The organism is Lichenifustis flavocetrariae, assembly GCF_026130545.1.
Lineage (GTDB): Bacteria > Pseudomonadota > Alphaproteobacteria > Rhizobiales > Beijerinckiaceae > Lichenihabitans > Lichenihabitans flavocetrariae.
This window is the reverse complement of sequence record NZ_JAMOIM010000037.1, coordinates 23,732-47,201: the sequence shown is the minus strand read 5'-3', so window position 1 is coordinate 47,201 and position 23,470 is coordinate 23,732. Positions and strand designations below refer to the sequence as shown.

General features: G+C 63.7%; 25 protein-coding genes and 6 pseudogenes. 12 read left to right on the top strand and 19 right to left on the bottom strand.

Going from position 1 to position 23,470, the window contains the following annotated elements:
- Positions 1 to 191 precede the first annotated feature (191 nt).
- Both M8523_RS29130 and M8523_RS29125 read left to right on the top strand, forming a co-directional pair.
- A complete protein-coding gene (locus tag M8523_RS29130; protein WP_282588380.1) occupies positions 192 to 476 on the top strand; it encodes a hypothetical protein in 285 nt (94 codons plus the stop codon).
- Complete coding sequence (locus M8523_RS29125; protein WP_282588379.1) at positions 476 to 979, top strand: cupin domain-containing protein; 504 nt, start codon at positions 476 to 478, stop codon at positions 977 to 979. Before M8523_RS29130 ends, M8523_RS29125 begins: the two co-directional genes overlap by 1 nt.
- 379 nt (positions 980 to 1,358) lie before the next feature.
- Here M8523_RS29125 and M8523_RS29120 read toward each other — a convergent pair.
- The 12 genes and pseudogenes from M8523_RS29120 to M8523_RS29065 form a co-directional block, all read right to left on the bottom strand.
- A pseudogene (locus tag M8523_RS29120) lies at positions 1,359 to 1,693 on the bottom strand (ABC transporter permease subunit); the annotation flags it as partial.
- Between the two features lie 250 nt (positions 1,694 to 1,943).
- Complete coding sequence (locus M8523_RS29115) at positions 1,944 to 3,275, bottom strand: O-acetylhomoserine aminocarboxypropyltransferase/cysteine synthase family protein (protein WP_282588378.1); 1,332 nt, start codon at positions 3,273 to 3,275, stop codon at positions 1,944 to 1,946.
- A gap of 66 nt (positions 3,276 to 3,341) precedes the next feature.
- Positions 3,342 to 4,250 (bottom strand): annotated as a pseudogene (locus tag M8523_RS29110) (isopenicillin N synthase family dioxygenase); the annotation flags it as partial.
- A gap of 251 nt (positions 4,251 to 4,501) precedes the next feature.
- The gene (locus M8523_RS29105; RefSeq protein ID WP_282588377.1) at positions 4,502 to 4,636 is read right to left on the bottom strand and encodes a hypothetical protein; all 135 of its coding nucleotides are present in this window, start codon (positions 4,634 to 4,636) and stop codon (positions 4,502 to 4,504) included.
- Positions 4,637 to 4,821: 185 nt separating this feature from the next.
- A complete protein-coding gene (locus M8523_RS29100) occupies positions 4,822 to 5,574 on the bottom strand; it encodes an oxidoreductase (RefSeq protein WP_282588376.1) in 753 nt (250 codons plus the stop codon).
- 170 nt (positions 5,575 to 5,744) lie between these two features.
- Complete coding sequence (locus M8523_RS29095) at positions 5,745 to 6,128, bottom strand: tautomerase family protein (protein WP_282588375.1); 384 nt, start codon at positions 6,126 to 6,128, stop codon at positions 5,745 to 5,747.
- Between the two features lie 222 nt (positions 6,129 to 6,350).
- Positions 6,351 to 6,812: a tautomerase family protein gene (locus M8523_RS29090; RefSeq protein ID WP_282588374.1), complete on the bottom strand. Its 462-nt coding sequence runs from the start codon at positions 6,810 to 6,812 to the stop codon at positions 6,351 to 6,353.
- 15 nt (positions 6,813 to 6,827) lie between these two features.
- Complete coding sequence (locus M8523_RS29085; RefSeq protein ID WP_282588373.1) at positions 6,828 to 9,155, bottom strand: xanthine dehydrogenase family protein molybdopterin-binding subunit; 2,328 nt, start codon at positions 9,153 to 9,155, stop codon at positions 6,828 to 6,830.
- Positions 9,148 to 9,624 carry a (2Fe-2S)-binding protein gene (locus M8523_RS29080; protein WP_282588372.1) on the bottom strand — a complete coding sequence of 159 codons (477 nt, stop codon included), beginning with the start codon at positions 9,622 to 9,624 and terminating at the stop codon, positions 9,148 to 9,150. The genes M8523_RS29085 and M8523_RS29080 overlap by 8 nt, the downstream gene beginning before the upstream one ends.
- 1 nt (position 9,625) lies before the next feature.
- Positions 9,626 to 10,981: a c-type cytochrome gene (locus tag M8523_RS29075; RefSeq protein WP_282588371.1), complete on the bottom strand. Its 1,356-nt coding sequence runs from the start codon at positions 10,979 to 10,981 to the stop codon at positions 9,626 to 9,628.
- Between the two features lie 223 nt (positions 10,982 to 11,204).
- On the bottom strand, positions 11,205 to 11,999 hold the full coding sequence (locus tag M8523_RS29070; protein WP_282588370.1) for a type 1 glutamine amidotransferase domain-containing protein: 795 nt from the start codon (positions 11,997 to 11,999) through the stop codon (positions 11,205 to 11,207).
- Positions 12,000 to 12,109: 110 nt separating this feature from the next.
- Positions 12,110 to 12,907: an SDR family NAD(P)-dependent oxidoreductase gene (locus tag M8523_RS29065; RefSeq protein WP_282588369.1), complete on the bottom strand. Its 798-nt coding sequence runs from the start codon at positions 12,905 to 12,907 to the stop codon at positions 12,110 to 12,112.
- Positions 12,908 to 13,021: 114 nt separating this feature from the next.
- Between M8523_RS29065 and M8523_RS29060 the strand changes: the two genes are divergently transcribed.
- Positions 13,022 to 14,002, top strand: a complete 981-nt coding sequence (locus tag M8523_RS29060) for a GlxA family transcriptional regulator (protein WP_282588368.1) — start codon at positions 13,022 to 13,024, stop codon at positions 14,000 to 14,002.
- Between the two features lie 26 nt (positions 14,003 to 14,028).
- Here M8523_RS29060 and M8523_RS29055 read toward each other — a convergent pair whose 3' ends face one another.
- From M8523_RS29055 to M8523_RS29045, 3 genes are all read right to left on the bottom strand, one after another.
- Positions 14,029 to 14,418 (bottom strand): hypothetical protein, encoded by a 390-nt coding sequence (locus M8523_RS29055; RefSeq protein ID WP_282588367.1) that lies wholly within the window; start codon positions 14,416 to 14,418, stop codon positions 14,029 to 14,031.
- A 62-nt stretch (positions 14,419 to 14,480) separates the two neighbouring features.
- Positions 14,481 to 15,431, bottom strand: a complete 951-nt coding sequence (locus tag M8523_RS29050) for a GlxA family transcriptional regulator (RefSeq protein ID WP_282588366.1) — start codon at positions 15,429 to 15,431, stop codon at positions 14,481 to 14,483.
- Positions 15,432 to 15,588: 157 nt separating this feature from the next.
- Positions 15,589 to 16,092: a TetR/AcrR family transcriptional regulator gene (locus tag M8523_RS29045; RefSeq protein ID WP_282588365.1), complete on the bottom strand. Its 504-nt coding sequence runs from the start codon at positions 16,090 to 16,092 to the stop codon at positions 15,589 to 15,591.
- A gap of 105 nt (positions 16,093 to 16,197) precedes the next feature.
- On the opposite strand from M8523_RS29045, the gene M8523_RS29040 reads away from it, so the two are divergent.
- The 8 genes and pseudogenes from M8523_RS29040 (at position 16,198) to M8523_RS29010 (ending at position 20,604) form a co-directional block, all read left to right on the top strand.
- Positions 16,198 to 16,968, top strand: a complete 771-nt coding sequence (locus tag M8523_RS29040; protein ID WP_282588364.1) for an SDR family NAD(P)-dependent oxidoreductase — start codon at positions 16,198 to 16,200, stop codon at positions 16,966 to 16,968.
- 16 nt (positions 16,969 to 16,984) lie between these two features.
- On the top strand, positions 16,985 to 17,533 hold the full coding sequence (locus tag M8523_RS29035) for an OsmC family protein (RefSeq protein WP_282588363.1): 549 nt from the start codon (positions 16,985 to 16,987) through the stop codon (positions 17,531 to 17,533).
- A gap of 23 nt (positions 17,534 to 17,556) precedes the next feature.
- Positions 17,557 to 17,676 (top strand): annotated as a pseudogene (locus tag M8523_RS29030) (carboxymuconolactone decarboxylase family protein); the annotation flags it as partial.
- A gap of 51 nt (positions 17,677 to 17,727) precedes the next feature.
- Positions 17,728 to 18,048: pseudogene (locus tag M8523_RS36595) on the top strand (NAD(P)-binding protein); the annotation flags it as partial.
- Positions 18,049 to 18,147: 99 nt separating this feature from the next.
- Positions 18,148 to 18,933 carry a flavin monoamine oxidase family protein gene (locus M8523_RS29025; protein ID WP_345894321.1) on the top strand — a complete coding sequence of 262 codons (786 nt, stop codon included), beginning with the start codon at positions 18,148 to 18,150 and terminating at the stop codon, positions 18,931 to 18,933.
- Positions 18,927 to 19,670, top strand: a complete 744-nt coding sequence (locus tag M8523_RS29020; protein WP_282588361.1) for an SDR family oxidoreductase — start codon at positions 18,927 to 18,929, stop codon at positions 19,668 to 19,670. Before M8523_RS29025 ends, M8523_RS29020 begins: the two co-directional genes overlap by 7 nt.
- A 2-nt stretch (positions 19,671 to 19,672) precedes the next feature.
- Positions 19,673 to 20,359: a cupin domain-containing protein gene (locus M8523_RS29015; protein WP_282588360.1), complete on the top strand. Its 687-nt coding sequence runs from the start codon at positions 19,673 to 19,675 to the stop codon at positions 20,357 to 20,359.
- Positions 20,360 to 20,382: 23 nt separating this feature from the next.
- A complete protein-coding gene (locus M8523_RS29010; protein ID WP_282588359.1) occupies positions 20,383 to 20,604 on the top strand; it encodes a LysR family transcriptional regulator in 222 nt (73 codons plus the stop codon).
- Here the strand turns inward: M8523_RS29010 and M8523_RS29005 are convergent.
- The 3 genes and pseudogenes from M8523_RS29005 to tnpA all read right to left on the bottom strand — a co-directional run.
- A pseudogene (locus tag M8523_RS29005) lies at positions 20,601 to 20,822 on the bottom strand (IS66 family transposase); the annotation flags it as partial. The gene M8523_RS29010 and the pseudogene M8523_RS29005 sit on opposite strands and share 4 nt — an antisense overlap.
- 45 nt (positions 20,823 to 20,867) lie before the next feature.
- Complete coding sequence (gene tnpB, locus M8523_RS29000; RefSeq protein ID WP_282588358.1) at positions 20,868 to 21,215, bottom strand: IS66 family insertion sequence element accessory protein TnpB; 348 nt, start codon at positions 21,213 to 21,215, stop codon at positions 20,868 to 20,870.
- Complete coding sequence (gene tnpA / locus M8523_RS28995) at positions 21,212 to 21,571, bottom strand: IS66-like element accessory protein TnpA (protein WP_282588381.1); 360 nt, start codon at positions 21,569 to 21,571, stop codon at positions 21,212 to 21,214. The genes tnpB and tnpA overlap by 4 nt, the downstream gene beginning before the upstream one ends.
- 101 nt (positions 21,572 to 21,672) lie before the next feature.
- Here tnpA and M8523_RS28990 point away from each other — a divergent pair.
- A pseudogene (locus M8523_RS28990) lies at positions 21,673 to 21,954 on the top strand (aldehyde dehydrogenase family protein); the annotation flags it as partial.
- Between the two features lie 339 nt (positions 21,955 to 22,293).
- Here M8523_RS28990 and M8523_RS28985 read toward each other — a convergent pair.
- A complete protein-coding gene (locus M8523_RS28985; protein ID WP_282588357.1) occupies positions 22,294 to 22,953 on the bottom strand; it encodes a GntR family transcriptional regulator in 660 nt (219 codons plus the stop codon).
- Positions 22,954 to 23,470 lie beyond the last annotated feature (517 nt).

Here is a 23,470-nt window from a genome sequence, read left to right as displayed (position 1 = left end):
CAAAGTGTCCGACCAGGACATGGCCAAGCTGAATATCCAGCGCAACGACTTCCATGGCGAATGGAACTATACAATCGTTCCAAGGCCATCATAATCAGCGCGATAATTTGTCGACGCTGCCTTAGCTCTCGGGCTAACCGGTCGGACGACGCTCGCGCAGCACGATCCGACTCAGCAGCGGGAAAACGTCCATGACTGAAGCAGCACCAGTGGACCTGATCGACGGGGTCCTTCACACCGATACAATGGTTCTCCCCATGTCCCGGGGCGCCGGACGGAGAGGCAGGTTGATCATCAAATTCATTGGCGTGGTTCAGGCCAAACCGCAGTCGAACATCCACATCGGCAAGCCTGACCGAGACGGAGCGGCTTTGGGTTGCGCCTGCCCACATGGGCTCGGCATCACGGTCGATGACGACAGGAGCGCCCTCGATCGAGGGCCAGCCACAACACAGCCGCTCAAGAAAGCCGCCTAATGAATCACGAGAATGATCCCCGCGCCCCGCACGACCACACCGACGCGCCGCGTTGGAAACACGATGGTGTCCAGGTCATCAAGGGTGATCGGCTGGATTCCAACACTCCACAGACGCCGGGGATGTTTCGGCAGGCCGCCATCAACCATGCCCGCGTCGGGGCGCAAAAGATCTGGGCCGGAACGGTTCGCATCGAACCCAACGCCAAAACCGGGGTGCACCATCACGGCGCCTTGGAGAGCGTCATCTTCGTGATCCGGGGCCGCGCCCGGATGCGGTGGGGCGAGCACCTGGAATTCGTGGCTGAGGCCGAGCCCGGTGACTTCATCTTCGTGCCGCCCTACGTGCCGCACCAGGAGATCAATGCCGATCCTGGTCAGCCGCTCGAATGCGTCCTCGTCCGCTCCGACAACGAGGCCGTCGTGGTGAACATCACCGACGTCGAGCCGGTCGAGAAACCTGAGGAAGTCTACTGGATCGATCCGATCCATAAGCATCCCTGACGCGGCACCCTCGACCGTCCTGAGTTGTTGCAACCTCGATCGAGGAGGCCGGTCGTCAAAATCGGAGCGAAGGTTTAGTCCGAGACAGCGCGGAGAAAACCACCCGCTCGCCCTATCTCCGGCCTCCAAAAATCGTTCGGGACCCGAGCAAGCCACTATGGGTTTTTGTCGAAAGCGATCTGATTTCGGGACAAACGCTGCTCGGGAAAACAGCCATTCAGGCAAGTGAAAAGTATGGCTGGTCCAGCTCGGTTCCTGGGTGTCCACCGCTCCGGCGGTAGCCGCTTGAAGCCTCTGCGCGTCATGTACAATCGCTTTCGAATGGGCGACACCGCATGACTGATCGAAATGGGGGCCGACGTCTAAAGGTGTGCCGACCTCAGCGATGGTCAACGTGCCGGGCCAGCCGGTCGCCGACGGCCTGAATGCACGCCACCAGAACGATGAGCACCACGATGACCGCCACCATCACGGGTGTGTTGAAGCGTTGATAGCCGTACCGGATGGCGAGCTCGCCGAGCCCGCCCGCACCGACTGCGCCTGCCATCGCCGAAGCGCCGATCAACAGTACCAGCGTTACCGTGAAGCCGGAGATCAGGCTCGGCAGCGCCTCGGGCACCAGCACCTCGCGCATCACCGTGAACTGGCTCCGCCCATGGCCCGAACGGCCTCCACCAGGCCACGGTCGACCTCGCGTGACGAGACTTCGGCGACGGGCCCGCAATGGCCGGCGCGAAGGGTTTGGGAGCCGCCGTGGCAACCGCCGCTGCCGCGGTTCCTCCCCCGGCGAGCCTGATGAGGCCGCGCCGCGACAGGGGTGGTAAAAAGTATTCGGTCATTCAAATCTCCAGGAATGAGGTGTCGCGGCGAAGCCGTGACAGATGAGGGGACTCCCGCCTCTGAGTTTCTCCTCATCCGACCCGCTACGCGGGCCACCTTCTCCCGTAAACGGGAGAAGGGATGCTCACGCCGCTTTGAGTGCGGGTAGCCGTGTCGCCGCTCCCGCCTTGTCCAGCGCCTGGCGGATGTCGGCGATGATGTCGTCGGGGTGTTCGAGACCCACCGAAAGCCTGATGTAGCCGGGCGTGACGCCGGTCAGCAGCTGGTCCTCGGGCGTCAACTGGCTATGCGTGGTCGAGGCCGGATGGATGGCGAGCGAGCGGGCGTCGCCGATGTTGGCGACGTGATAGAGGAGCTCGAGGCCATCGATCAAGGCACGGCCGGCTTCGACGCCGCCCTTGAGTTCGAAGCCCACCAGCGCTCCGTAGCCGCCTTTCAACACCGCATCGGCGCGTCGGCGGTTCTCGCCTTGCTGCAGACCGGGGAAGATGACACGGCTGACGTCGGGATGGTTCGATAGGAAATCGACAACCTCGAGCGTGTTTTTATTGTGTTGACGCAAGCGCAGCGGCAAGGTTTCGAGGCCCTGCAGCAGCTGGAAGGCATTGAATGGGGAGATGCCTGCGCCGATGTCGCGCAGCAGTTTGACCCGCGCCCGCAGGATGAACGCGACGGGCCCGAGCGGTCTGGCAGCTTCGGTCCAGATCAGGCCATTGTAGGCGGGGTCGGGCTGCGTCAGCAGCGGAAAGCGGTCGGCGTGCGCGTCCCAGGGAAAATTGCCGCCGTCGACGATCACCCCGCCGATCGAGGTGCCGTGGCCGCCGATATATTTGGTCGCCGAATAGACCACCACCGCGGCGCCATGCTCCAGCGGCCGCGCGATCAGCGGCGAGGCCGTGTTGTCGACGATCAGCGGCACACCCAACGAACGGCCGATGTCCGCGACCTCGCGGATCGGGAACACCTGCAGTTTCGGGTTCGGCAACGTCTCGGCATAATAGGCCTTGGTCCTGTCGTCAGTCGCGCGGCGGAAATTCTCAGGATCGGCCGGATCGACGAAGCGCACCTCGATGCCGAATTGCTTCAGCGTATGAGCGAACAGCGCCCAAGTCCCTCCGTAGAGATCGGTCGAACTCACGACATTGTCGCCGGCTTGCGCCACTGTCAGCAGCGCGAAGGCCGAAGCCGTCTGGCCTGAGGAGACCGCAAGGGCCGCGGCGCCGCCCTCGATCGCCGCGATGCGCTGCTCGAAGGCGTCCTGCGTCGGATTGGTGACGCGGGTGTAGATGTGGCCGAGTTCTTCGAGGGCAAACAGGCGCGCCGCGTGGTCGGTGTCGTGGAACTGGTAGGACGTCGTCTGGTAGATCGGCACCGCGACCGCGCCGGTGGCGGGGTCGGAGCGATAGGTGCCGCCGTGCAGGGCGAGGGTCTCGAAATGCAGGCTGTCGGTGCTCATGGCAAAGTGTCTCCGTGGCGCTTGAACCGCAATGATACTCAGGTGCTTCTTGAAACGGGGGAGCGGCTAGGCGGCGGCTTCGGTCGGCGCCGCGCCGCTGGTACACGACGGCGGCGCTGGATCGAGCAGATCGGCGTGATGACGCTGGGCCACATCCGGGTGCGACCGCAGCCGGCCCTTCAGGTAATTGCGTCCCACCTCGTGGAAGAGCGGGTTCAGCGGTTCCTGCGTCAGCCCACCGGCCTGGGCGGCCAAGTCTGGCGGGAGATCGAGCACCGGCACGGTGGCGTCGAGCCGCGCGCCGAGGAAGAAGGCGATCGAGGTCCGCTCGCCCCCTTCAGGCGGCGACAGGACGCGATGCGGGGTGGCTTTCAGGTAGCCGTTCGAGGCGAGTTCCAGGATTTCACCGACATTGACCACGAAGGTGCCCTCGATCGGCGGCGCATCGATCCAGCTGTCCCCGACCTCGACCTGCAGGCCCGCCTGATCGTCCTGCAGCAGAATGGTGACGAACCCTGAATCCTTGTGAGCCCCGACGCCCTGGCGATCCACGCTCGACCGCCCAGGATATCGGATGATCTTGAGAAGCTGATGCGCCTCGGGCGTATAGATCGGCTCGAACACGTCCTCGGGCTGGTCGAGCGCGGCCGCGAAGGCGCGCAGCACCTTGATCGCGAGTTGCGTGACCGCCTCCTGATAGGCCAGAACCACCGGCCTCAGCTCGGGCAGGCGCTCCGGCCACTGGTTTGGTCCCTGCAGTCGGGACCGGGCGGGGGCGTGAGGGTCGCGCCGCGCCGTCTGGCGCTCCGGCCCAATGTCGATCTGCTCCCGCCAATCAGGCTTGCCGCGCGTGTGTTCGAGGCCCGCTCGGTTGTAGCCCCGGAAGTGCGGGGAATTGACCATTTGGATAGCCAGCTTGTCCGCCTCGGGCAGCGCGAAGAAGCGTTTTGACAGCATCCGCAGCTCCCGAATGAGCCCGGGGTCCAACGAAGGCCGTGTCGAATATGCAGGAACGCGCAGGAGACCGTAGCGCAAATGCGCTCGACTTGCTTCCACCTCGAGCAACCGAACGTCGGCTTTATGCTGATCAAAGCAGAAAGCGGTCATTCTCCTTCGGGCCAGTCCCGGTCATAGAGGCCCGACCGCGCTCCGAATCAACGCCTCCTCATCCCTACGATGCCGCGCAACTTACTGACGATCGATGTCGGACGGAGATTTGCCAGCGTTCACAGTGCCCAGCTATACCCTGTCGGGCGCGCCGTTTCTTTCTTGATCAAGACCTCGATCCGGCCCTCCTCGCGGATGATTTGGTCCACAGCGGCGCCCATTGAGGCGACGTCGGTCGCGTCGAGCGCGATCAAGCCACATTTCCGTCGGCTGTTTGGCCTGAACGCGATCAAGTCAGGGCGCCAACCGGCATGCCTGAGGCGTCCAGGCCGCGATATCGTGCCCGTTGCATGCGGCGAGATAATCGGAAATGACGTTGGGCAGCCGGTGGTGATGTCTGCAATCACAGCGCTATCCTTTGTCAGGGCGGAGGCTCTGGTCAACGGAACGCCGACAGGATCAAGATATCCAGCATACGGTCTGAAAGCACGCGCCGCAGGAACAGTAGAGGCCCGGCGAGGCGCCCGCCGTGATAGCGCGTGGCGGGGCGCTTAGCCTTGAGCGCCTTGACGATCAGATCGGTGATGATCTTGGGCGGCGGGTTCTTTCCGAGCTGCGCCTGGCGCTGGCGAAACTTCGCCACGTAGTCGGCGTAGGGGCTTTGACCGGAGTAGCGCTCCGCCTCATCGATGGCAATGCCGCTCCACTCGGTCTCGATCCCGCCGGGCTCGATCACGACCACATCGATGCCAAATCGGGCGACCTCATTGCGCAAGGAGTCCGAGTAGCCCTCCAGCGCGTACTTGGAGGCATGATACCAGCCGCCGAGCGGGGTCGCGAGCTTCCCGCCGATCGAGGAGATGTTGAAGATCCGGCCGTACCGCTGCGCCCGCATGTGTGGCAAGCAAAGTTGGATGAGGCGCGCCGGGCCGATCAGGTTGGTCTCCAACTGGCGGCGCCCCTCATCCATCGGCACGTCCTCGAGAGCGCCGAACTGGCCGTAGCCGGCGTTGTTGATCAAGACGTCGATCCGACCTCGCTCGCGCACAATCTGATCCACCGCGGCGACAATCGACGCGTCGTTGGTGACGTCGAGCGCGATCACGTTGCATCCCGCTGATGACAGATCGGCCATGCGCTCGATCCGGCGGGCGGCGCCGTAAACGGCGTACCCTTCCGCCAGGAGGGACAAGGCGAAATCCTGGCCCATCCCTGAGGAGGCGCCGGTGACGAGGGCGACGGGCTGTTGTTGATTTGGCATGGGATGTCCCCGACGCTGTGGATCGCAAAGTCTGCTTCGTAATCTGTGGGGAAACCCCACAGTCAAGGGCCTGTCTCCGGAACGAAAGTTCTGGTGCCTGGTCACGTCGAAGCGTATTGGGCCACGCCGTTTCCGAACGACCAGTTCTCGCGCTTCACTTCGACCAGGTTGATGAAGACATCGCCGATTCCGAGGCCGGTTGCAGTGTGGATCCCCTCGGCGATCGCCTTGTAGAGGGCCTGCTTCTGCACGGTAGTTCGACCTTCGTTGAAGGTGATCTGGATGATGACGAGATCGTCCGTGTGCTGCACGCCGAGGTAGGAGTTGGCGAAGATGAAATTGGCCGGCTCGTGCTCGTGGATGACCTGAAATCGATCATCCTCGGGGACGCCGATCGAGAGCAGGGCCTGGTAGACCGCTTCGCCGATCGCCTGGCGATAGCTTTCTGACTTTCCTCTGATGAGGTCGATCCGAGCTAAGGGCATTGGGCGCTCCTGTTCGTGGTTGAGGGCGGCGCGGCCGCCGTGGGAGGAAGGACGGGCTCTGCGACATGGACGAGGCGTGCAACGTGCCGGTCGACAGCATGCGCGAGGCTCCGCTGGCGAAACTGAAGCTCGTGGCCGACGAGGCCGCGAGCTGGCCCCGACCGAGGTGCTGATCGCGCCGCGGGACGCGGCCTAGACGGGCAAGGTCGCTCGCGAGGGTCCTCACAACTGGAAGGTCTCCCGCTTGGCGCTGAGACCTGCGAGGTAGGTTTGCAAATCTGGCGGAAGGCCTTCAAACCACGCCTGCTCGTCGCCAGGCACCGGAAGCACATGGCCGAACTCGACCATGTCCGTGGGCTCCAGGTTGCAGAGATAGACCCAGATGGCCGCTTCAGGAAAGGCGGCGATGGCGCTGACGTCCTTCATGATGGCGAGCATGAGTGCGCTTCGCACCGACTCGGAGCGGCCGGCGCGGATGTCCCCCCGAACCCAGATGTGCGCGCCGCTCAGCTCGCCGCCGAGATAGCGTCGCGTCGTATCGCTTTCCTGGATGACGACCTGAACGAAGAACCTGGGCGCGCCCGTCGCTTCGCTGTGGCGACGGCCGATAGCCGCCGCGATCTGGTCTTTCTGGTCGTCACTCAGGCTCTTGGGCGGCACGGAGCAGACATAAGTGGGCATCATCAGTCTCCCTGGATGCTATGGCGTGGTGGCAGCAGCCGCCGACGCCTTCGCCCTGGCGTCGAGCACGTCGACGGGGCGGATCGGGAGGTGGCGGAGGCGAAGGCCAGTCGCCGCGAAGATCGCGTTGCCGATCGCCGGCGCGATGACCGTGGTCGGCGGCTCGCCCAGACCCATGGGCGCCTCAGTGCTCTCGACGAAGGCGATTTCGAGCGTAGGCACGTCGCTGATGCGAAGGGGCGTATAGCTGTCTAGGTTGGTGTCGCGAACGCGGCCGTTGGCGAAGTCCGTCCCTTCATAGAGCGCCATGCTGAGGCCCCAGAGGACGGCGCCTTCCGCCTGGGCGCGCGCGCCGTCTGGGTTGATGATCGCGCCGGCGTCGATCTCGACCCAAAGCTTGCGAACGGTGACCACCCCTGTCGCCTGGTCGACCGCGACCTCGGCGGCACAGGCGCACCAGGTCGGCATGTCGCGCTCCTGGCCGAAGGAGCTGGCCAGGCCGAGTCCGCTGCCCGTCGGCAAAGCCCGCCCCCAACCGGCGCGCTCGGCGACGCGACGAAGCACATTGGCCTGCCGATGCGCGCCGCCGACCGCGTTCGGTGCCGACCCCGCGTTGATGCCTCGGCCCGTTAGCCGGGCCAAGCGGAAGGCCAGCGGATCCTGCCCGATCCTGTGGGCGGCCTCGTCCATGAAGCATTCGAGGGCCCAGTTGGTCCACCCAGGGGCGACGGCCCTCAGCCAACCCGGCCGAAAGCTCTTCTGAGCCAGGTCGTTGTTGATCGCCCGAACCCGCTGGACGCCCACGTCGTACCAATGGTCGGCGCCTGAAATCGAGTACGGATCGTAGAGGACGCCGTTCGTCCCCTTGAGCAGGCCCTGCGGCACCATGGCCAACACCGGCCACCCTGCGACAGCGGCGTGATCCATGGCAACCGGTGTGCGCCCGGCGTCGAAACCCAGCCGCAGCGTCTGCACCGTGGGCGATCGGATGGAATCGAGGAGGGAGTCGTCCTCGCGGGTCAGCACCATCTTGACCGGGCCCTGCAATGCCTTGGCGGTCAGGGCCGCCGGCACGCAATAGTCGCCGTTCAATCGGCGCCCGAAGCCCCCGCCGATGAGGTAGGTTCGCATGACGATCTTCTCGGGCGGAACCTGCAGGGCCTTGGCGAGGACTGCCAGGATGAAGCTCTGCGCCTGATTGCCCGTGTGGATCTCGAACACCCCGTCCTTCTGGAAGGCAAGCGCGTTGACGGGCTCGAGTTGGAAATGGAGCACGCCGGCGGTCGTGTAGGTCGCTTCAACCCGGGTCGTGGCCTTGGCATAGGCCGCCTCGACGTCGCCGCCGCCCGTGTCCAGGGTCGCGCCGGCCGACCTGTCGGCGATTAGTGCGTGGGCATGGTCGCGCAGATCCTGGTCGGACACCGCGGCGGTTTCGCCACTCCGCCACGTCACCTGCACAAGCTCGGTGGCGCGGATGGCGGCCGGATAGGTCTTGGCGATCACCATGACCCAGCCGGGGACCGTACCGGACGGATCCTCGAGCGCGATGCTGCGGAGGTATCCCTTCACCGAGCGGGCGGCAGTGTCGTCGATCGAAAGAACTGTCGAACCGTAGCGGGTCGGCGGCAGCTTCGGCCGGGCGTAGACCATGCCGTCCACTTCGGCGTCGATCCCGTAGATCGCCTCGCCCCGGGTCTTGCCTGGGATGTCCAAGGCGTCCACCGAACGCCCGATCAAGGTCCACTTGTCGGGCGTCTTGATGGCCAGCGCCGTCAGTTCGTCGGCGCTGAACCGTCGCGCCAAGTCGCCTCGCTGTACGATTTCGCCATAGCCGATCGAACGGCTGCCCGCCTCGACGCGGCCCTTTCGGGCGACGCAGGCGCTGGACGATACGCCAAGAAGCGCCGCCCCCGCCTCGATTAGCGCGATCCGCCCAGCAGCCCCGGCCCGGCTGAAGACGGGATATGTCTGCCAAACTGAGGTGCTGGCGCCCGTAACCATCGGTCCCCACTTGGGATCGGTATCAACGCTGACGAGGCGCACCGCGTCCCAATCAGCCTCCAGCTCGTCGGCCAGGATGCGGGCCAGCGCCGTGCCGATATGTTGGCCCATCTCGGCCTTGGCGATGTTGATCCAGATGAGGCCGCCCTGATCGATACGGAACCAGATCGTCGGCTCGAACCCGGTCAGTCGGGGCGCGAGCTGGGCGGGGGCGGCCGGTTGGGAGCCGCCCTCGCCCGCCACCGCGCGGCCGAAGCCGAACACCACGCTCGCGGCTAAGGTAGAGACGAAGAACGACCGGCGGGAGAGCGCGATGCCGGCGTCGTGACGCAAGAGCCTAGTCATGGGTCGTCGCCTGGACAGTGAGTCGGGCCGCGGCCTTGATTGCGTCGCGGATGCGCGAATAGGTCATGCAACGGCAGAGGTTGCCCGTCATCACCGCGTCGATGTCCGCGTCGGTCGGGTTGGGGAAGTCCTCCAGCAGGACAGCCGCCTGCATGATTTGTCCGGATTGGCAGTAGCCGCACTGCGGCACCTGGAGCTCGCGCCATGCTTGCTGCACCGGGTGCTGGCCCGCAGGATCCAGCCCCTCGATCGTGGTGACCTCGGCACCCTCCATCGCACTGATCGGGGTAATGCAGGACCGTGTTGGCCGGCCGCCGACATGGACCGTGCAGGCGCCGCACATGCCAATGCCGCAGCCGAATTTTGTCCCCTTGAGGCCAATCTCATCACGTAGGACCCAGAGCAGGGGCGTGTCGGCCTCCTCATCGGTCCTGACCGGACGGCCGTTGACTAAGAAGCTTGTGGACATGTCATTCCACCCCTTTCCCCTGCGCGCGGATGTCGGCGACGGTCTTCTGAAGGTTGGGCCAGGGCGGCTGATCGGTGCGGGTGCGCCGCAGGTAGGCGGCGAGCCGGGCCACGTCGGCGTCGCTGAACCCCTTGCCGAAGGCCGGCATGACCAGCCCCGGCGCGCCCTCCGGCGTGTCGATCCCAAAGAGGATCACGCGGATCAGATTATCTGGGCTGGAGAGATGGGCCGCGCTGTTGAGGGCTAGGTCCGGCCGAGCCGGGTTGATCACGCCCGTGCCGTTGTAGTGGCAGGACGCACAAGCCGCGACGTAGAACCGGGCGTCAGGATCGGTCTGGCGACCCGCGCTGGTGGCGTTGATTTGCAGCGCCAAGCCCTTGGCCGCGGCGGCGCTCCCGGCGCGCGCGTCGCCGCCCCCTATAGAGGCAATGTAGCGCACCAGTGCATTCTGGTCTGCCTGCGGCAGGACGAAGAGGCTGTGGGCCGCCGGTGACATAGGGCCGGCCGGCGTGCCATGAAATTGGCCGATCCCCTGGAACAGGTAGGCGTGCAACTCGTCCGACGTCCAAGGCGAGGGCGAGGGGTTGGCGGCGGTGAGTGGCGGCGCAAACCAGCCGTCGACGTACGCGCCGCTGTAGCGTGCGGCGCCTCCACGCTCGGCGCCCAACAGATTGCGCGGCGAGTGGCAGGCCGAGCAGTGGTCGAGCGCCTCAGCCAGATATGCTCCTCTGTTCCACTGGGCGTCGTGGTCGGCCGAGGGCTTGAAGCGCCCGGGCCGGAAGAACAGCAGCTTCCAGCCGGCCTGCAGCGCGCGGATGCCGAGCGGCGGGATCAGCGCGTTGGGCTGCGCCGACGCGTGGACCGGCTTCTGCGACATGATGAAGGCGTAGATCGCGTCGACGTCATCGTCGCTTATCTTGGTGAAATGTTCATAGGGGAAGGCCGGAAAGAGGTGTGAGCCGTCGCGAGCCACGCCCTCGTGCATCGCCCGCCGGAATGCGTCCTTCGACCAGGCGCCGATACCCGTCTCCCGGTCCGGCGAGATATTGGTGGAGTAGATCGTCCCGAAAGCCGACTTCATGGCGTAGCCGCCGCCGAAGGGTTGGCCACCTGGCACGGTGTGGCAGCTAGAGCAGTATCCGGCCGCCGCCAAAACCGCGCCCCGCGCAACGACATTCAGGGCGAAACTCGAGGGCGCCGGAGTCGCGATCTCAGGAAGCGCGGGCTGCCACGCAAAGGCGGCAAAACCCGCAAGACCGAGAAGTCCCAGGGCGACCGCCCCGACGACCAGGCGCCTGCATAGACGGCGCCCGGCTATCCGCTTCTCGTCGAAGGATGATGTGATTGCACGCGCCAAGCCAAACGATCCTCAATACGAGCGCGTCGCACCTTGGGCGGGCGAGTTGCTCGAGCGACGGCGTGAGCTGTTCCCGCCGCAACCAGGGTGAGTTTACGGGCGAGGCACGGGGTCAGAAATGTCGAATAGACGACGATTTCGGACACAACCTCGCCAGCCTGCCGAGGCGGCGGGGCAGACGCGCCGTTGTTCCCCCGGCCGGAGCCAGGGGACTTGCTCGGAGCTAATGCTTGGCGCTTTCGTTCAGCTTGGCGACCAGGGCGTCGCCGAAGGCCGGGGCCGACATCGGCTGTTGGCCGGTGATCAGCTCGCGGTCGACCACCACGTTGGGGTGCCAGTTGGCGATAGTCTCGACGCGGGCGCCGGCTTCGGCCAGGGCGTTGACGGGGTAGTATTGGACATTGCCGCCCAGCCCGCTCGGGCCTTCCAGCGCCTGCTCCTCGCCTGTCGCGAATACGGTAAGGCGGTAGCCGGCGTAGGGCCAGCCGGCGTTGAGCGAGCTCGCCTTGCCGTCGCCGGCGATCATCGAGGCGATAAAGGCGTCGGGGTCGGGCAGAGCGGCCAACAGCACGATCGGGCCGTGGCAGACGATGCCGGTCGGGCGGCCGGTGTCGTGGAAACTTGTCAGGATCTTGCCGAGGTTCTTGTCCTTCAGCAGGTCGGCCATTGGAGCGTGGCCGCCTGGGATGAACAGGCCGACGTAGCCCTGAGTGCCTTCGTCAACCACGGAGGCCAGGGTCTTGGGATGGTCCAGCGCCGCTAGGCCTTCCGCGAACTTGAGCGCATCGGCTCGGGCTGCGTCGTCGCCGCCGAAGAACATGGCGTTGTTGGAGTTGACGTCCATCACCGAACGGTCGCCCTTCGGGTTGGCGATCACCGGCTCATAGCCAACCTCGATGAGCTTGCGGTAAGGCACGACGAACTCGTTCAGGTAGTAGCCGGTCGAGTAGGTCTTGCCGTCCTTCAGGTCGAGCGCATTGGCGCTGGACATCACGACGAGAACTTTACCTTTGGACATGGGAATCACCTTTCCTAAGGCGTGCGCGATCGCGCCGCCGATTTTGCTGAAAAACATCGGGTTTCACTTTCGGGGGTGCGCCGCCGGTCAGCGGCGCCGTCAGTCACCCGTCACGCGACGTGGTATCGCGGTGCGGGTTTGGGGTTGCGGAACTTGGCGCCGAAAGCGCGGCGCTCTTGCTCCCACTGGGTCCAGGCCTCGGCCTCATGCAGGGCCGGGATGGTGACGATCTCACCCGCGTCGAAGCCGGCCAGGGCCGCGTCGACCAGGTCGTCCGCCCGCATGGTCGAGTCGGACGTCTTCTGCGGCGCATAGCCGGCGATGTCCCAGAACTCCGTAGCGGTGGCGGCGGGCAGTACCGTCTGGATGCGCACACCCTTCTCGGCCAGGTCCTTCTGCAGCGAATGGCCGAAGCTCAGCACGTAGGACTTCGAGGCGCTGTAGACGCCGTTCAGGTTCTCCACCGCGATGGCCACGGCCGAGGAGATGTTGATGATGGCGCCCTTGCCGCGGGCCACGAAGGCCGGGGCGGCGGCGTAGGTCAGGCGGGTTAGGGCTGTGATGTTCACATCGATCATCGCCTCCATCTTGTCGACGTCAGCCTGCAGGATCGAGGCGACCGAACCCACCCCGGCGTTATTGACGAGCATGGTGATGCTCGGGTCGTCGCGCAGGACCTTTTCGACCGTGGCCATGCCGGCGCGATCGCCGAGATCGGCCGCGAGCGGGGTGACGTTCACGCCGGTCGAGGCGCTGAGGTGCTCAGCGGCGGCCTTCAACTTCTCTTCGTTGCGGGCGACCAGGATCAGGTCGTAGCCGCGCTTGGCGAGGCGATCAGCGTAGATGGCGCCGATGCCGGAAGAGGCCCCGGTGATAAGGGCGACGCCCTTGGGGGAGGGACTGCTCATCGTATTTCTCCGTCCTTATTGGCTCGGGATTGAGCCGATGGACAGAAGATAGGCTTGCACCCCTATGTCTCAAATGTCATATTCACGGAGATTTAGGACATCAGGACAGACGTCATGCGCGACATCGCATTTCTGATATATCCCGGCTACTCGCTGATGGCTCTGGCTATCGTCGCAGGCTTCGAAGTCGCCAATTCGATGGTCGACCCGATGCCCTACGACTTGCACTACGTGTCGGAAAAAGGCGGCCCGATCAAAACTTCGGCCGGCCTGATGCTGGAGACCGAGAAGTTCACTGAGAAGCCCTTCGATACCCTGGTGGTGGGCGGGGCGACCGTGATCGCGCCCTCCACGCCTGGGCTGATCGAATTCATGCGAGACGCCCCCAAGCGCCACCGACGCATCGCAGCGGTCTGCACCGGCGCCTTCGTCTTGGCCGAGGCGGGCCTACTAGACGGCCGGCGCGCCACGACGCACTGGATGCACGCGCGCGACCTTCAGCGGACCTATCCGAAGGCGCAGATGGAAGAGGACCGCATCTTCATCAACGACGGACCGATCTGGACCTCGGCCGGCATGACCGCCGGCGTAGACCTAGGTCTGGCGTTGATCGAGAACGACCTTGGTCCCGATATCGCCAAGGCCGTGGCACGCAAGCTGGTGGTGTACCATCGCCGCGGCGGCGGGCAGACGCAGTTCTCGACCCTGCTCGAGCTCACGCCTAAGTCGGATCGCATCCAAGCGGCGCTCGCTTATGCGCGGGACAATCTGCACAAGCCCCTCAGCGTGCCAGACCTAGCCGACGCCGCGAACCTCAGCCCCCGGCAATTCAGTCGGGCCTTCCACGCCGAGACGGGCCAGTCACCGGCTAAGGCAATCGAGAACCTTCGGGTCGAGGGCGCGCGCAACCTCATGGAGCAGAGCCGTCATTCGATCGATGAGGTGGCTCGTCAGACCGGCTTCAGCGATCGCGATCACATGCGTCGCGCGTTCCTGCGCGCCTTCGGACAGCCGCCGCAGGTGCTTCGACGGAATGCGCGCCTGGAATCGATCGACATCCATAACGAGGCTGACGAACACGAGAGCGCAGATTAGGTCGCTCGAAATCTGCTGGTTTCCGGCTAAGGGTATTTGACAAAACGATTCTTCGAAGTGCACGCGTTCAACATCTTTGCGATATCCATTTGTGAGGGCATCGACGTCTTCTCAAACCCGGGATATGCCGTGCCAATCGTTTTCTTGGCCTTTGGCAGCCGATAACAGCCGACGATTGTTTGGCAGGCTGTTGCTTCATCGAACACCTCGTGGCTGCCGGGAACGTTGGCCATCATGATCGCGCCTTCGAGCGTAGCGAACAGCTTAAACGCGTCGGAGCGGGCTATCCCAGCCCCTGTCATTCTCCTTAGGTCGAGGTTGAAGAAGCGCCGCACCTCCGAGAGCACTTCTTCGGGTAGATTTCGCGCGCTGGCCCCAAGGGCGCCACATAGACACATCCGTCCGTTTTCGACCAATGCCTCGACCTTCGGAGGGTGGCGCTCTATCCAGCCGAGCTACGGACGCGTCTCTCATTCGCCTAGGCATTGGCCGAAAGCCGGGCCTCGCGCCGGAGAGCCTGCGGCGACTGACCGAAGGCACGCACGAATGCCCGGCGCATATGGTCGCGGTCGCTAAAGCCTGTCTGACGAGCCACCTCATCAATCGAATGACGGCTTTGCTCCATAAGATTGCGAGCGGTCTCGACCCGAAGAATTTCGATCGACTTTGCCGGTGACTGACCGGTCTCGGCACGAAACGCGCGGCTGAACTGCCGCGGGCTGAGACGCGCGGCGTTGGCCAAATCGGCGACGGTCAACGGCTTGTACATGTTGTCGCGAGCGTAGGTGAGCGCCGCCTGAATCCGATCGGAGTTCGGCGTGAGATCGAGGAGCTTGGAGATTTGCGATTGGCCGCCCGCGCGCCGGTGATAGATAACGAGCTCGCGCGCGACCACCTTCGCAAAATCGGCGCCGAGATCATTTTCGATCAACGCAAGGCTGAGATCGAGACCTGCGGCTCCGCCTGCGGTCGTCCAGATCGGTCCGTCATTCATGAAAATGCGGTCCTTATCCAACTTCACCGCCGGATACTGTGCCTGGAGCAGCGGCGCGTGCGTCCAATGGGTGGTGGCGTCGCGTCCATCCAAGAGGCCGGCCTCAGCTAGTACGAAGGCACCCGTGCTGATCGCAGCAATCCGGCGATGCCGTTTGGGCGCATCTCTCACATATGCGATCAAGCTAGGCGTCGACGCCTTCGGGTTTGTCGCGCCGCCGACGACAAGCGTGTGGAACGGCATCTCCGTGAACGGTTCACTCTCTAGCATCATGCCGCATGCGGTTTTGATTTTCCCCCCAGTCTCCGAGACAAAATGAAGCTCGTAGGGAGGCGCTTCCGTTGCGGCCACCGAATTGGCGACCTGGAAGGCCATAACGACGGCCCAAGACATCGCCGAATAATCCGGATGAACAACAAACGCGACATCACGCATGGCAGCACTCCCAACCGCGCACGGCCGATGGTCTCGGCTTCCCTAATACTTCAGATAAAAAGGCTCCTCGCGATGGCATTCGGCGGCCAGAAATCCAGAACGCCAACCGGCTGATCGCGAACTGGCTGACCGCCGCCACGATTGATAGTGTTCTAGATCAACGAAGCGCGGCTGTTGCTTCATCAAAGGTAGAAAGATCACCGCAGACGCTAGCCATCAGGATCGCGCCTTCTAGAGTTGCCAACACTTCAATCGCGCGATGGCGCTTCACGCCTCCAGCAATCAAACTGCTGATCGCTTGATCGAAGAAGCGTTTTACCTCGGCGACGACCTCCGGCGAGAGATCGCTCAAGGTTATGCCAAGCGCACCGCACAAACACATGCGCGTGCCATCACTCAGCGCTCCTCGGAATACATCGATCCAAGCTGCCACCACATCGGTGCCAGCTTTGACCTTCTCGTCGACCGCTTTCGCGATCCGCTCATTGTATCGGCGGGTGACCGCCGCAGCGAGGGCGTCTTTGGATGAGAAGTGATAGTGCACGCTGGCGCCCTTCACTCCTACCTCGGCGGCGACTGTCCGGAAGCTGAAGCCGTGATAGCCCGCCTCGCGAATTCGCCGTTCGGTCACATCTAGGATCGCCTCCACGGTGGCTGACATCTCGACTCTCCACGATTAAATAACTTACCTGTCGTTAGATAAGCCTTGCGGGCGCGCCGAGCAAGTGCTAAATGGACTTATCTAACGTTAGATAAGGAGATACCGATGGCGCGGTTCGAAGGTAAGGTAGTTGCAATAACGGGTGGTGGATCAGGGATCGGCAAGGAAGTCGCCGCTCGGTTCATTGCCGAGGGCGCAAGAGTGGCGATTAACGGGCGTGACGCGGCCAAGCTGGAGGCGGTCGCCCGCGAAATTGATCCGACCGGTGAGAAGGTCATCATTTCGGCTGGCGACATCGCCGTCCCTGCTACAGGCGCCGCACTTGTCGATGCGGCGGTCTCGAAGTTCGGCGGCCTGGATGTGCTGATCAACAATGCCGGCGTGTTCAATCCGAAGTCGTTCCTCGAACTGACCGAGGCTGACTACGATTGGTATTTGGATACGATCCTGAAGGGCAAATTCTTTACCGCCCAAGCAGCCGCCAAGGCGATGAAGGCCAAGGGTGGTGCGATCGTCCAGACCGGCTCGATGTGGGCGATCCAAGCGATCGGCGCGACCCCTTCCGCCGCCTATTCAGCCGCCAATGCGGGCGTCCACGCGATGGTGCGCAATCTCGCGATTGAGCTAGCTCAATACAAAATTCGCATCAACGCCGTGGCCCCCGCCGTGGTCGAGACGCCGGTCTACAACACCTTCATGACTGAGGAGCAGGTCAAGGAGACGCTGCCCACCTTCAACGCCTTCCATCCGATCGGTCGCAACGGCCAGCCGCGTGACGTCGCGGAGGCGATGCTTTTTCTCGCTTCCGATCAGGCGTCCTGGATCACGGGCACAGTGCTTTCCGTCGATGGCGGCGTGACCGCCGGCCGCCAATAAGAGAGGAAGAGAAATTATGTCAAGCGTGAATGGAATCGACGTGCCGGCATTGCGGGAGACCATTTCCGCCATTGCAGCCGATCCGGCGAAAGGTCTGGTGAGTTTCAACGTTCTGACGTCTTGGGCTGGCCAAACGCGATCGGAGTCCCGTGTAAAGTCCCTGCATCTTGGGGGAACAGCCTACGAGCGTGACTTTGTCATCGCGGCCGATGAACCTGAGCAACTGTTGGGAAAGAACTCCGCGCCGAATCCTCAGGAATTGTTGATGGCAGCTCTGAATGCTTGCATGCTGGTCGGGTACGTGACCGCCGCTGCTGCCGCCAACGTGACTCTAACGAAACTCGAGATCGAAACGACCGGCGAATTGGATCTGCGTGGCTTCCTAAATATCGATCCCCGGGTAAAGCCTGGATACGATGCGCTCTACTACATAGTGCGCATCAGCGGGGATGGAACCCTCGAGCAATTTGATGCCATACATCAATCGGTTATTCGGCATTCACCAAATCGCTTCAACATCGCCATGCCCATACGGCTCGAGGCGAAACTGGTCGTAGAATCGTAGCGAGGCGTATGGCTAACGGCCATGGCACGCCCAAAGAAGAGATCGCCGAAGCGCTGGGCGCAGCCGTGGCGCTGAATGCCGGCGCGGCGGTGACCTATTCTGCCCGGGTGCTTGACGCGATCGCAGCCCTGCCGAAGGCGTAACTTTTTCGGGGCCGGCACGCCGGCCCCGTTCCAACTTGCAGAGAGGGGACCATGCAAACCTCCGTCGCCATCATCGGGGGTGAGTGCGCGGCCCCTTCATCCCGTCCCACTGATTTCATTTCGAGGTACACCTCAATGCACACCGAAGTTGTCGTTGTGGGAGGCGGTCTTGCCGGCCTCGTCGCGGCACGCCTGCTGCACGAGGCGGGTGTCGATTTCCAGCTCTTTGAAGCGCGCGATCGGTTCGGCGGTCGCATCTTGAGCGTGGACGCGCGCGGCTATCCCTCCGCCGACGGATTCGATTTGGGGCCCTCTTGGTTCTGGCCAGATATGCAGCCAGAAATGGAGAAACTCGTGCATTCGCTGGGCCTCGCAGTTTTTCCTCAGCACGAAGAAGGGGATGTGATCGTCGATCGATATGCGCTCGAAGACCCTCGGCGCTTCCGCGCGATGCGGCAAGAGTCTTCGTCAATGCGGCTTGCGGGTGGCATGGGCACGCTGGTGACGGCGTTGGCCGCGGGCCTTCCAATCGACAGGCTCTCTCTCGCCACTAACGTCACGCACATGTCGATTGCCGGCAAGCGCGTGGTCATGATCGCCGCGGGACAAGACTGTGCCGTGCAAACGGTTGAGGCGGCGCAACTCATCCTTGCCGTGCCGCTGCGGCTATCCGCCGATACAATCTCGTTCGAACCTCTCCTTGATCCTAAGATTCTCTCCAAGTGGCGGGACACCGCAACTTGGATGGCACCGCATGCCAAGTTCTTCGCGCTCTACGAGCGTCCTTTTTGGCGGGACGAGGGCTTGTCTGGCGACGCCCAGAGTTTCGTCGGGCCGCTCGTCGAAATCCATGATGCGACGACGGCGTCAGGCCGCGCCGCGTTGTTCGGCTTCGTTGGGCCGGATGCCGCACGGCGCGAGGCGATGGGTGAGAAGGTTCTGATCGCATCTGCACTAACTCAGCTTGTTCGGCTCTTCGGCCCAAGGGCGGCCCATCCGACCGCAACTTTATTCAAGGATTGGAGCGCTGACGCGCTGACAGCCACGGCCGCAGATCGTGTTTCGAGTGGCCATCTCGCCCCCTCGCGAGATCCCTGGCTCCGCGCTCCTTGGGCCGATCTCCTCACAGTCGCCAGCAGTGAGACAAGTTTGGCGGCGCCGGGCTATCTCGCTGGTGCCGTTGAGGCGGGAAGCCGCGCCGCTAGAGAGGTGATTCAGCGCCTGCAGGCGACAAGCGCGGAGACCATCGCATGCTGACGGGAAAGACGGCTCTCATCACGGGCGGAAGCAGCGGTATTGGGCTGGCGACTGCAATAAGGCTGCACGCAGAGGGTGCGCGCGTCGCCATAACTGGCACGGACGGCGCCAAGCTGGAATCGGCGCGGGCCAAAGTGGGCGGCAACACGATAGCGATCCAGGCCGACGTTCGCCGCCTGCACGAAATCGAAGCGATGGCAGCTCGCGTCGCGGAAGCGTTCGGCAGGCTCGACATTCTGTTCGCCAACGCGGGTGTCGCCTACGGCACGCCAATCGCGACGACGCGCGATGAAGCCTTCGACAGACTGATGGACGTGAACGTGAAGGGGGTGTTCTTCACCGTGCAGTCCGTGCTGCCGATCTTCAACGACGGCGGCGCGATCATTCTCAACACCTCGTGGTTGGGCCAGATCGGCACACCCGGCCGCGCGGCGCTCTCCGCTTCGAAGGCCGCGGTGCGTTCCTTCACCCGCGTGCTCGCGGCGGAGCTTACCAACCGGCGTATCCGCGTGAACGCCGTTAGCCCCGGCCCAATCGAGACGCCGATGCATCGAACGCCCGGCCAGACGGAAGCAGAGTTCCGCGCCTATGCCGATAGCGTCGGCTTGAAGGTGCCGGCAGGCCGTATGGGAAGACCCGAGGACGTTGCGGCTGCCGTCGCCTTCCTCGCTGGCGACGACGCGACCTACCTGCTCGGCGCTGAGATCAATGTCGATGGCGGATTGGCTGAGATTTGACGATGTCAATCAATGACGACCTGACCAAACCTGTCCTTGTCCATGCCTCGCGCAATGATTGGATTCCGAGTCCGGCGCCTGGCGTAGATCGGCGGATGCTTTTTCGGATAGGCGAGGAGAAGGCCCGCGCCACCTCAATCGTCCGCTACGCGCCCGGAAGCAGTTTCGCCGAACATGTTCATACGGGCGGCGAGGAGTTCTTGGTCCTTGAGGGTGTCTTCCAGGACGGCGACGGTGATTATCCGGCAGGTACTTACGTCCGAAATCCTCCGGGAACCGCACACGCTCCAGCAGCGGAGCGTGGCACCACAATCTTTGTGCGGCTCTGGCAGTTCCGCGCAGAAGACCGGACGCAGATCGTGCGACGCCCCGGCGAGGGCGCCTGCGTCACGCCGCGCTCAGGCGGCGGAAGTGCGATTATCCTATTTCAGGATGAGCACGAGGAGGTCCGGCTGGAGGAGTGGCCAGCGGGTTCCTGTCTAACCGTAGAGAACGGGAATGGGCTGGAATATTTGCTCGTGGCTGGCAGCCTCACGGCAAACGGTGACGCGATCGCGCCGCTGGATTGGGGCCGGCTTCCTGGCGGCATCGATTTCGAAGTCCGGGTTGGGGAGCAAGGCGCTACTGTCTGGATGAAGTTTGGCCCTCTCCTTCACGGAACTGTCTGCGAGCGCTCGAAGGTCGATTAGATGCTCAGATGGGAACCTGAGCTGTGAGCGTCGAGCTTCGTGACTTGCGATGGGCGATCGTTGCCGCCCGACATCGAAGTCTTCGACAGGCTGCAGAAGCGTTGAATGTGCGCCAATCAACTCTCAGCCGGGGTTTGCGCGCTCTCGAATTTCGATTGGGCGCAGTCCTCTTCGAACGTACCAACGGCGGTACTCGCCCCACAATTGAGGGGCAGGAATTCCTCGAAGCCGCCCAGCATACGTAAAGCTCACGCCGCAGCTTGGCGATCTGCAGCGTCAGGTGGGCGATCATCGCCTCGGTGGCCGAGGCCGCCGCCTTCGCCTGCAGCGCTTCGACCGCTGCATGGGAGGCCGAGGCTTCTGCTTCGATCCTGGCCGCGCGTTCGCTCAGGATCATCGCATGCGCCGCCGCCAGATCGGCCGGCAGCGGCGGCAAGGACTGCGATGCGGCAGGCGCGCTCATAAAGGGATGGAATCACATCCTCCAGCGAAGACAAGCGAAAAGGCGTCATCCGACCGATGTCGGACGCCAGACCTCGACCGGGTTACACCAATCGATTCCTGACAGGAGGTAACCCATCTGCGCCGGCGTGATCGCCACGACACCGTCGGCCGGCGACGGCCAGAGAAAGCGGCCCCGCTCGAGACGCCGCACGTACAGGTTCGCCGCCTGTCCGTCATGCCAGACGATCTTCAAAAGATCACCGCGGCGACCGCGAAAGCAGAACAAATGACCGCCGTTCGGATCCCGTTTGAGGACCTCCTGCACCAGCAGCGAGAGCGAGGCGAACCCCTTCCTCATATCGGTGTGACCGGTCGCGAGCCACACCTTGACGCCCACCGGGACCGGGATCACCGGAGCGCCTCGAGCCCGCGTGCGAGCTTCAGCGTCACGGTCGTGTCGACCGCCCCCTCGACGATAAGCCGCCTGCCGCCGCGCAGCACGATTTCGATCCGCGGAGAGCGTGCCGGTGAGGGGGTGGCCATCGCGGCACCGCTGTGATCCGGCACCACGATGGCCGGAACGAAGTTCGCTGTCGGCGCTGGTGTTTGGTCCTTCACCAGCAGCGCCCGCCGCCAGCCGAACAACTGCGACGGCGACAAGCCGTGTCGCCGCGCCGTGGCCGACACCAGCTGCGGACCGCTCGCGCTTTCCACAACGATCCGCAGCTTCTCCGCTTCGCTCCACCGCCGTCGCCGGCCGCTCTCCACAACAGCCAAGTGGAAAACATCGTCACTGTGAGTAGGGATAGCCTACTCACAGTGTCCTGCCGAAACCATCAGCTCACAAGGCGGCCCACGGCGAATGGATACAACCGTTCGGCCCCTTTGCCCTGATCAGCCGCTTCAGCACTTATGCGGAAGCGAACCGGCTGCCCTACGGCCTCGCCGCCTATGCCTATACCCGTTCGGCCCGGACGATGGCGGATCTCGGCCGCGACGTCGAGACCGGGATGCTGTCCATCAACCACCACGGCCTCGCTCTGCCGGAACTTCCCTTCGGCGGTGTCAAGGATTCGGGTTACGGCTCGGAGGGCGGCGTAGAGGCCATGGACAACTACGTCAACACCAAGCTCGTGACACAGGCTGTCTGAACGTGACGATATGGTGTGAGGCCAAAGCGCTTCTTGGACCGGGCGGATGCTGATGCGGCTACGGATCGACCCCTATCTGCTCCTGCTCGCGGCGACCGTGGCGCTTGCCGCGCTGTGTCCGGCCCGCCATCAGCGATCTTGAACATATGCCAACGGCAGCGGGATCGGGACTGCGTCGAACGTCCCGCGCCTATGGGGAGCGATTGCAGATGCCGTGCGTACGAACAGCATTGTGTTCATGGCGGACGAGCTGCGGCTAACAGGAGCAGCAATCATCTCATCAGAGCCGATGTGATCATCGCGCGCAGGACGCCATCCCTTAAGCTGCGGAAAGTTGGGTCAGCCTGTGACGAGCGTCAGCCGTGGTATCAGGGCAGCGGCTGCCACGGCGATGTCGTTGGTGAGGGCGCGGCGGGCGTCGCCAGGATCTCGAGCCGCCAGCGCCGCGACGAGCGCACGATGGTGATCATTCGATTGCGGTACATAGCTGGCCGAATCCATAAGAAGGTTCATATAAGGGCCAACCCGGCCCCAGAGATCCTCTATCAGGTTCAGCAGGATCGGCGCTCTGGCCATTCGGTAGACCGCGAAGTGGAAAGCCTCGTTCAGCTTCAGATATTCAGCGCCGTTGGTCGCCGCGATGGCCCGATCCATTCCGTCCAGCCCTTCGTGGAGTCGTTCGAGGTCTGTCGGCCGCACATCAGCGGTGGCCAGCTCCACTGCCATGCCTTCGAGCGCCGAGCGGATGCGGGTCAACTCGCAGAACGTGCTGCTCGTCAGGCGAGGCACAGCGACCGATCGGTTCTGCTGCAGCTCGAGGATGCGTTCGGCAACGAGACGTTGCAGCGCCTCGCGGATGGGTGTGGTTGAGATCCCGAGGGTTTCCGCGAGTTTGCGGATTACGAGAGCCTGTCCCGGAACGAACTGACCCGAGATCAGGCCGTGCTTAAGGGCATCGTAAGCGCGATCGTTGAGGGTCTCACGCTCAAGTTGGAGCATGCTTGGATCCATTGGTCAGTGCTGGCGGAGCCTCGGAACTGCGCGGGACGGCGTCAAGGGTTCAACCAGGAACGGGCAGAGGTGGGCGGATCATCGGAACATCGCTGCGGGGACCGTCGGCGCCGAGCAACACGCCGCACCGACGCAATTCGTAGACGATATCCGGTGTTGGACGATGAGAGATGGCAGGGCATGGCCGTCAGACTTTCCTATCCGGTGATAAAGGCCTGACGCCTCCGCGTGAGCCAAGATCAGTCGGACGTTGAAGGTATCGTGGTTCTTGCAGCAGGTGGGCACAGGCTTCCATCATGCCCGTTCCGATCCTCACCGTCAGGTTTCATCAAGACGATGGCAGTGGAGCCTTCGCAGGGCGTCCATCGGAAATGCTGAGGTCCATCTTGTTCGCACCCAATCCTGCCCCGATTGCGGAGCTGATCGTGAGGCCAACAACCGGGTGATCAATGCCCCACAGCCGCCTCGCCCTGGCCGAGATGCCGCCGATCCGCCTCAGGATCCG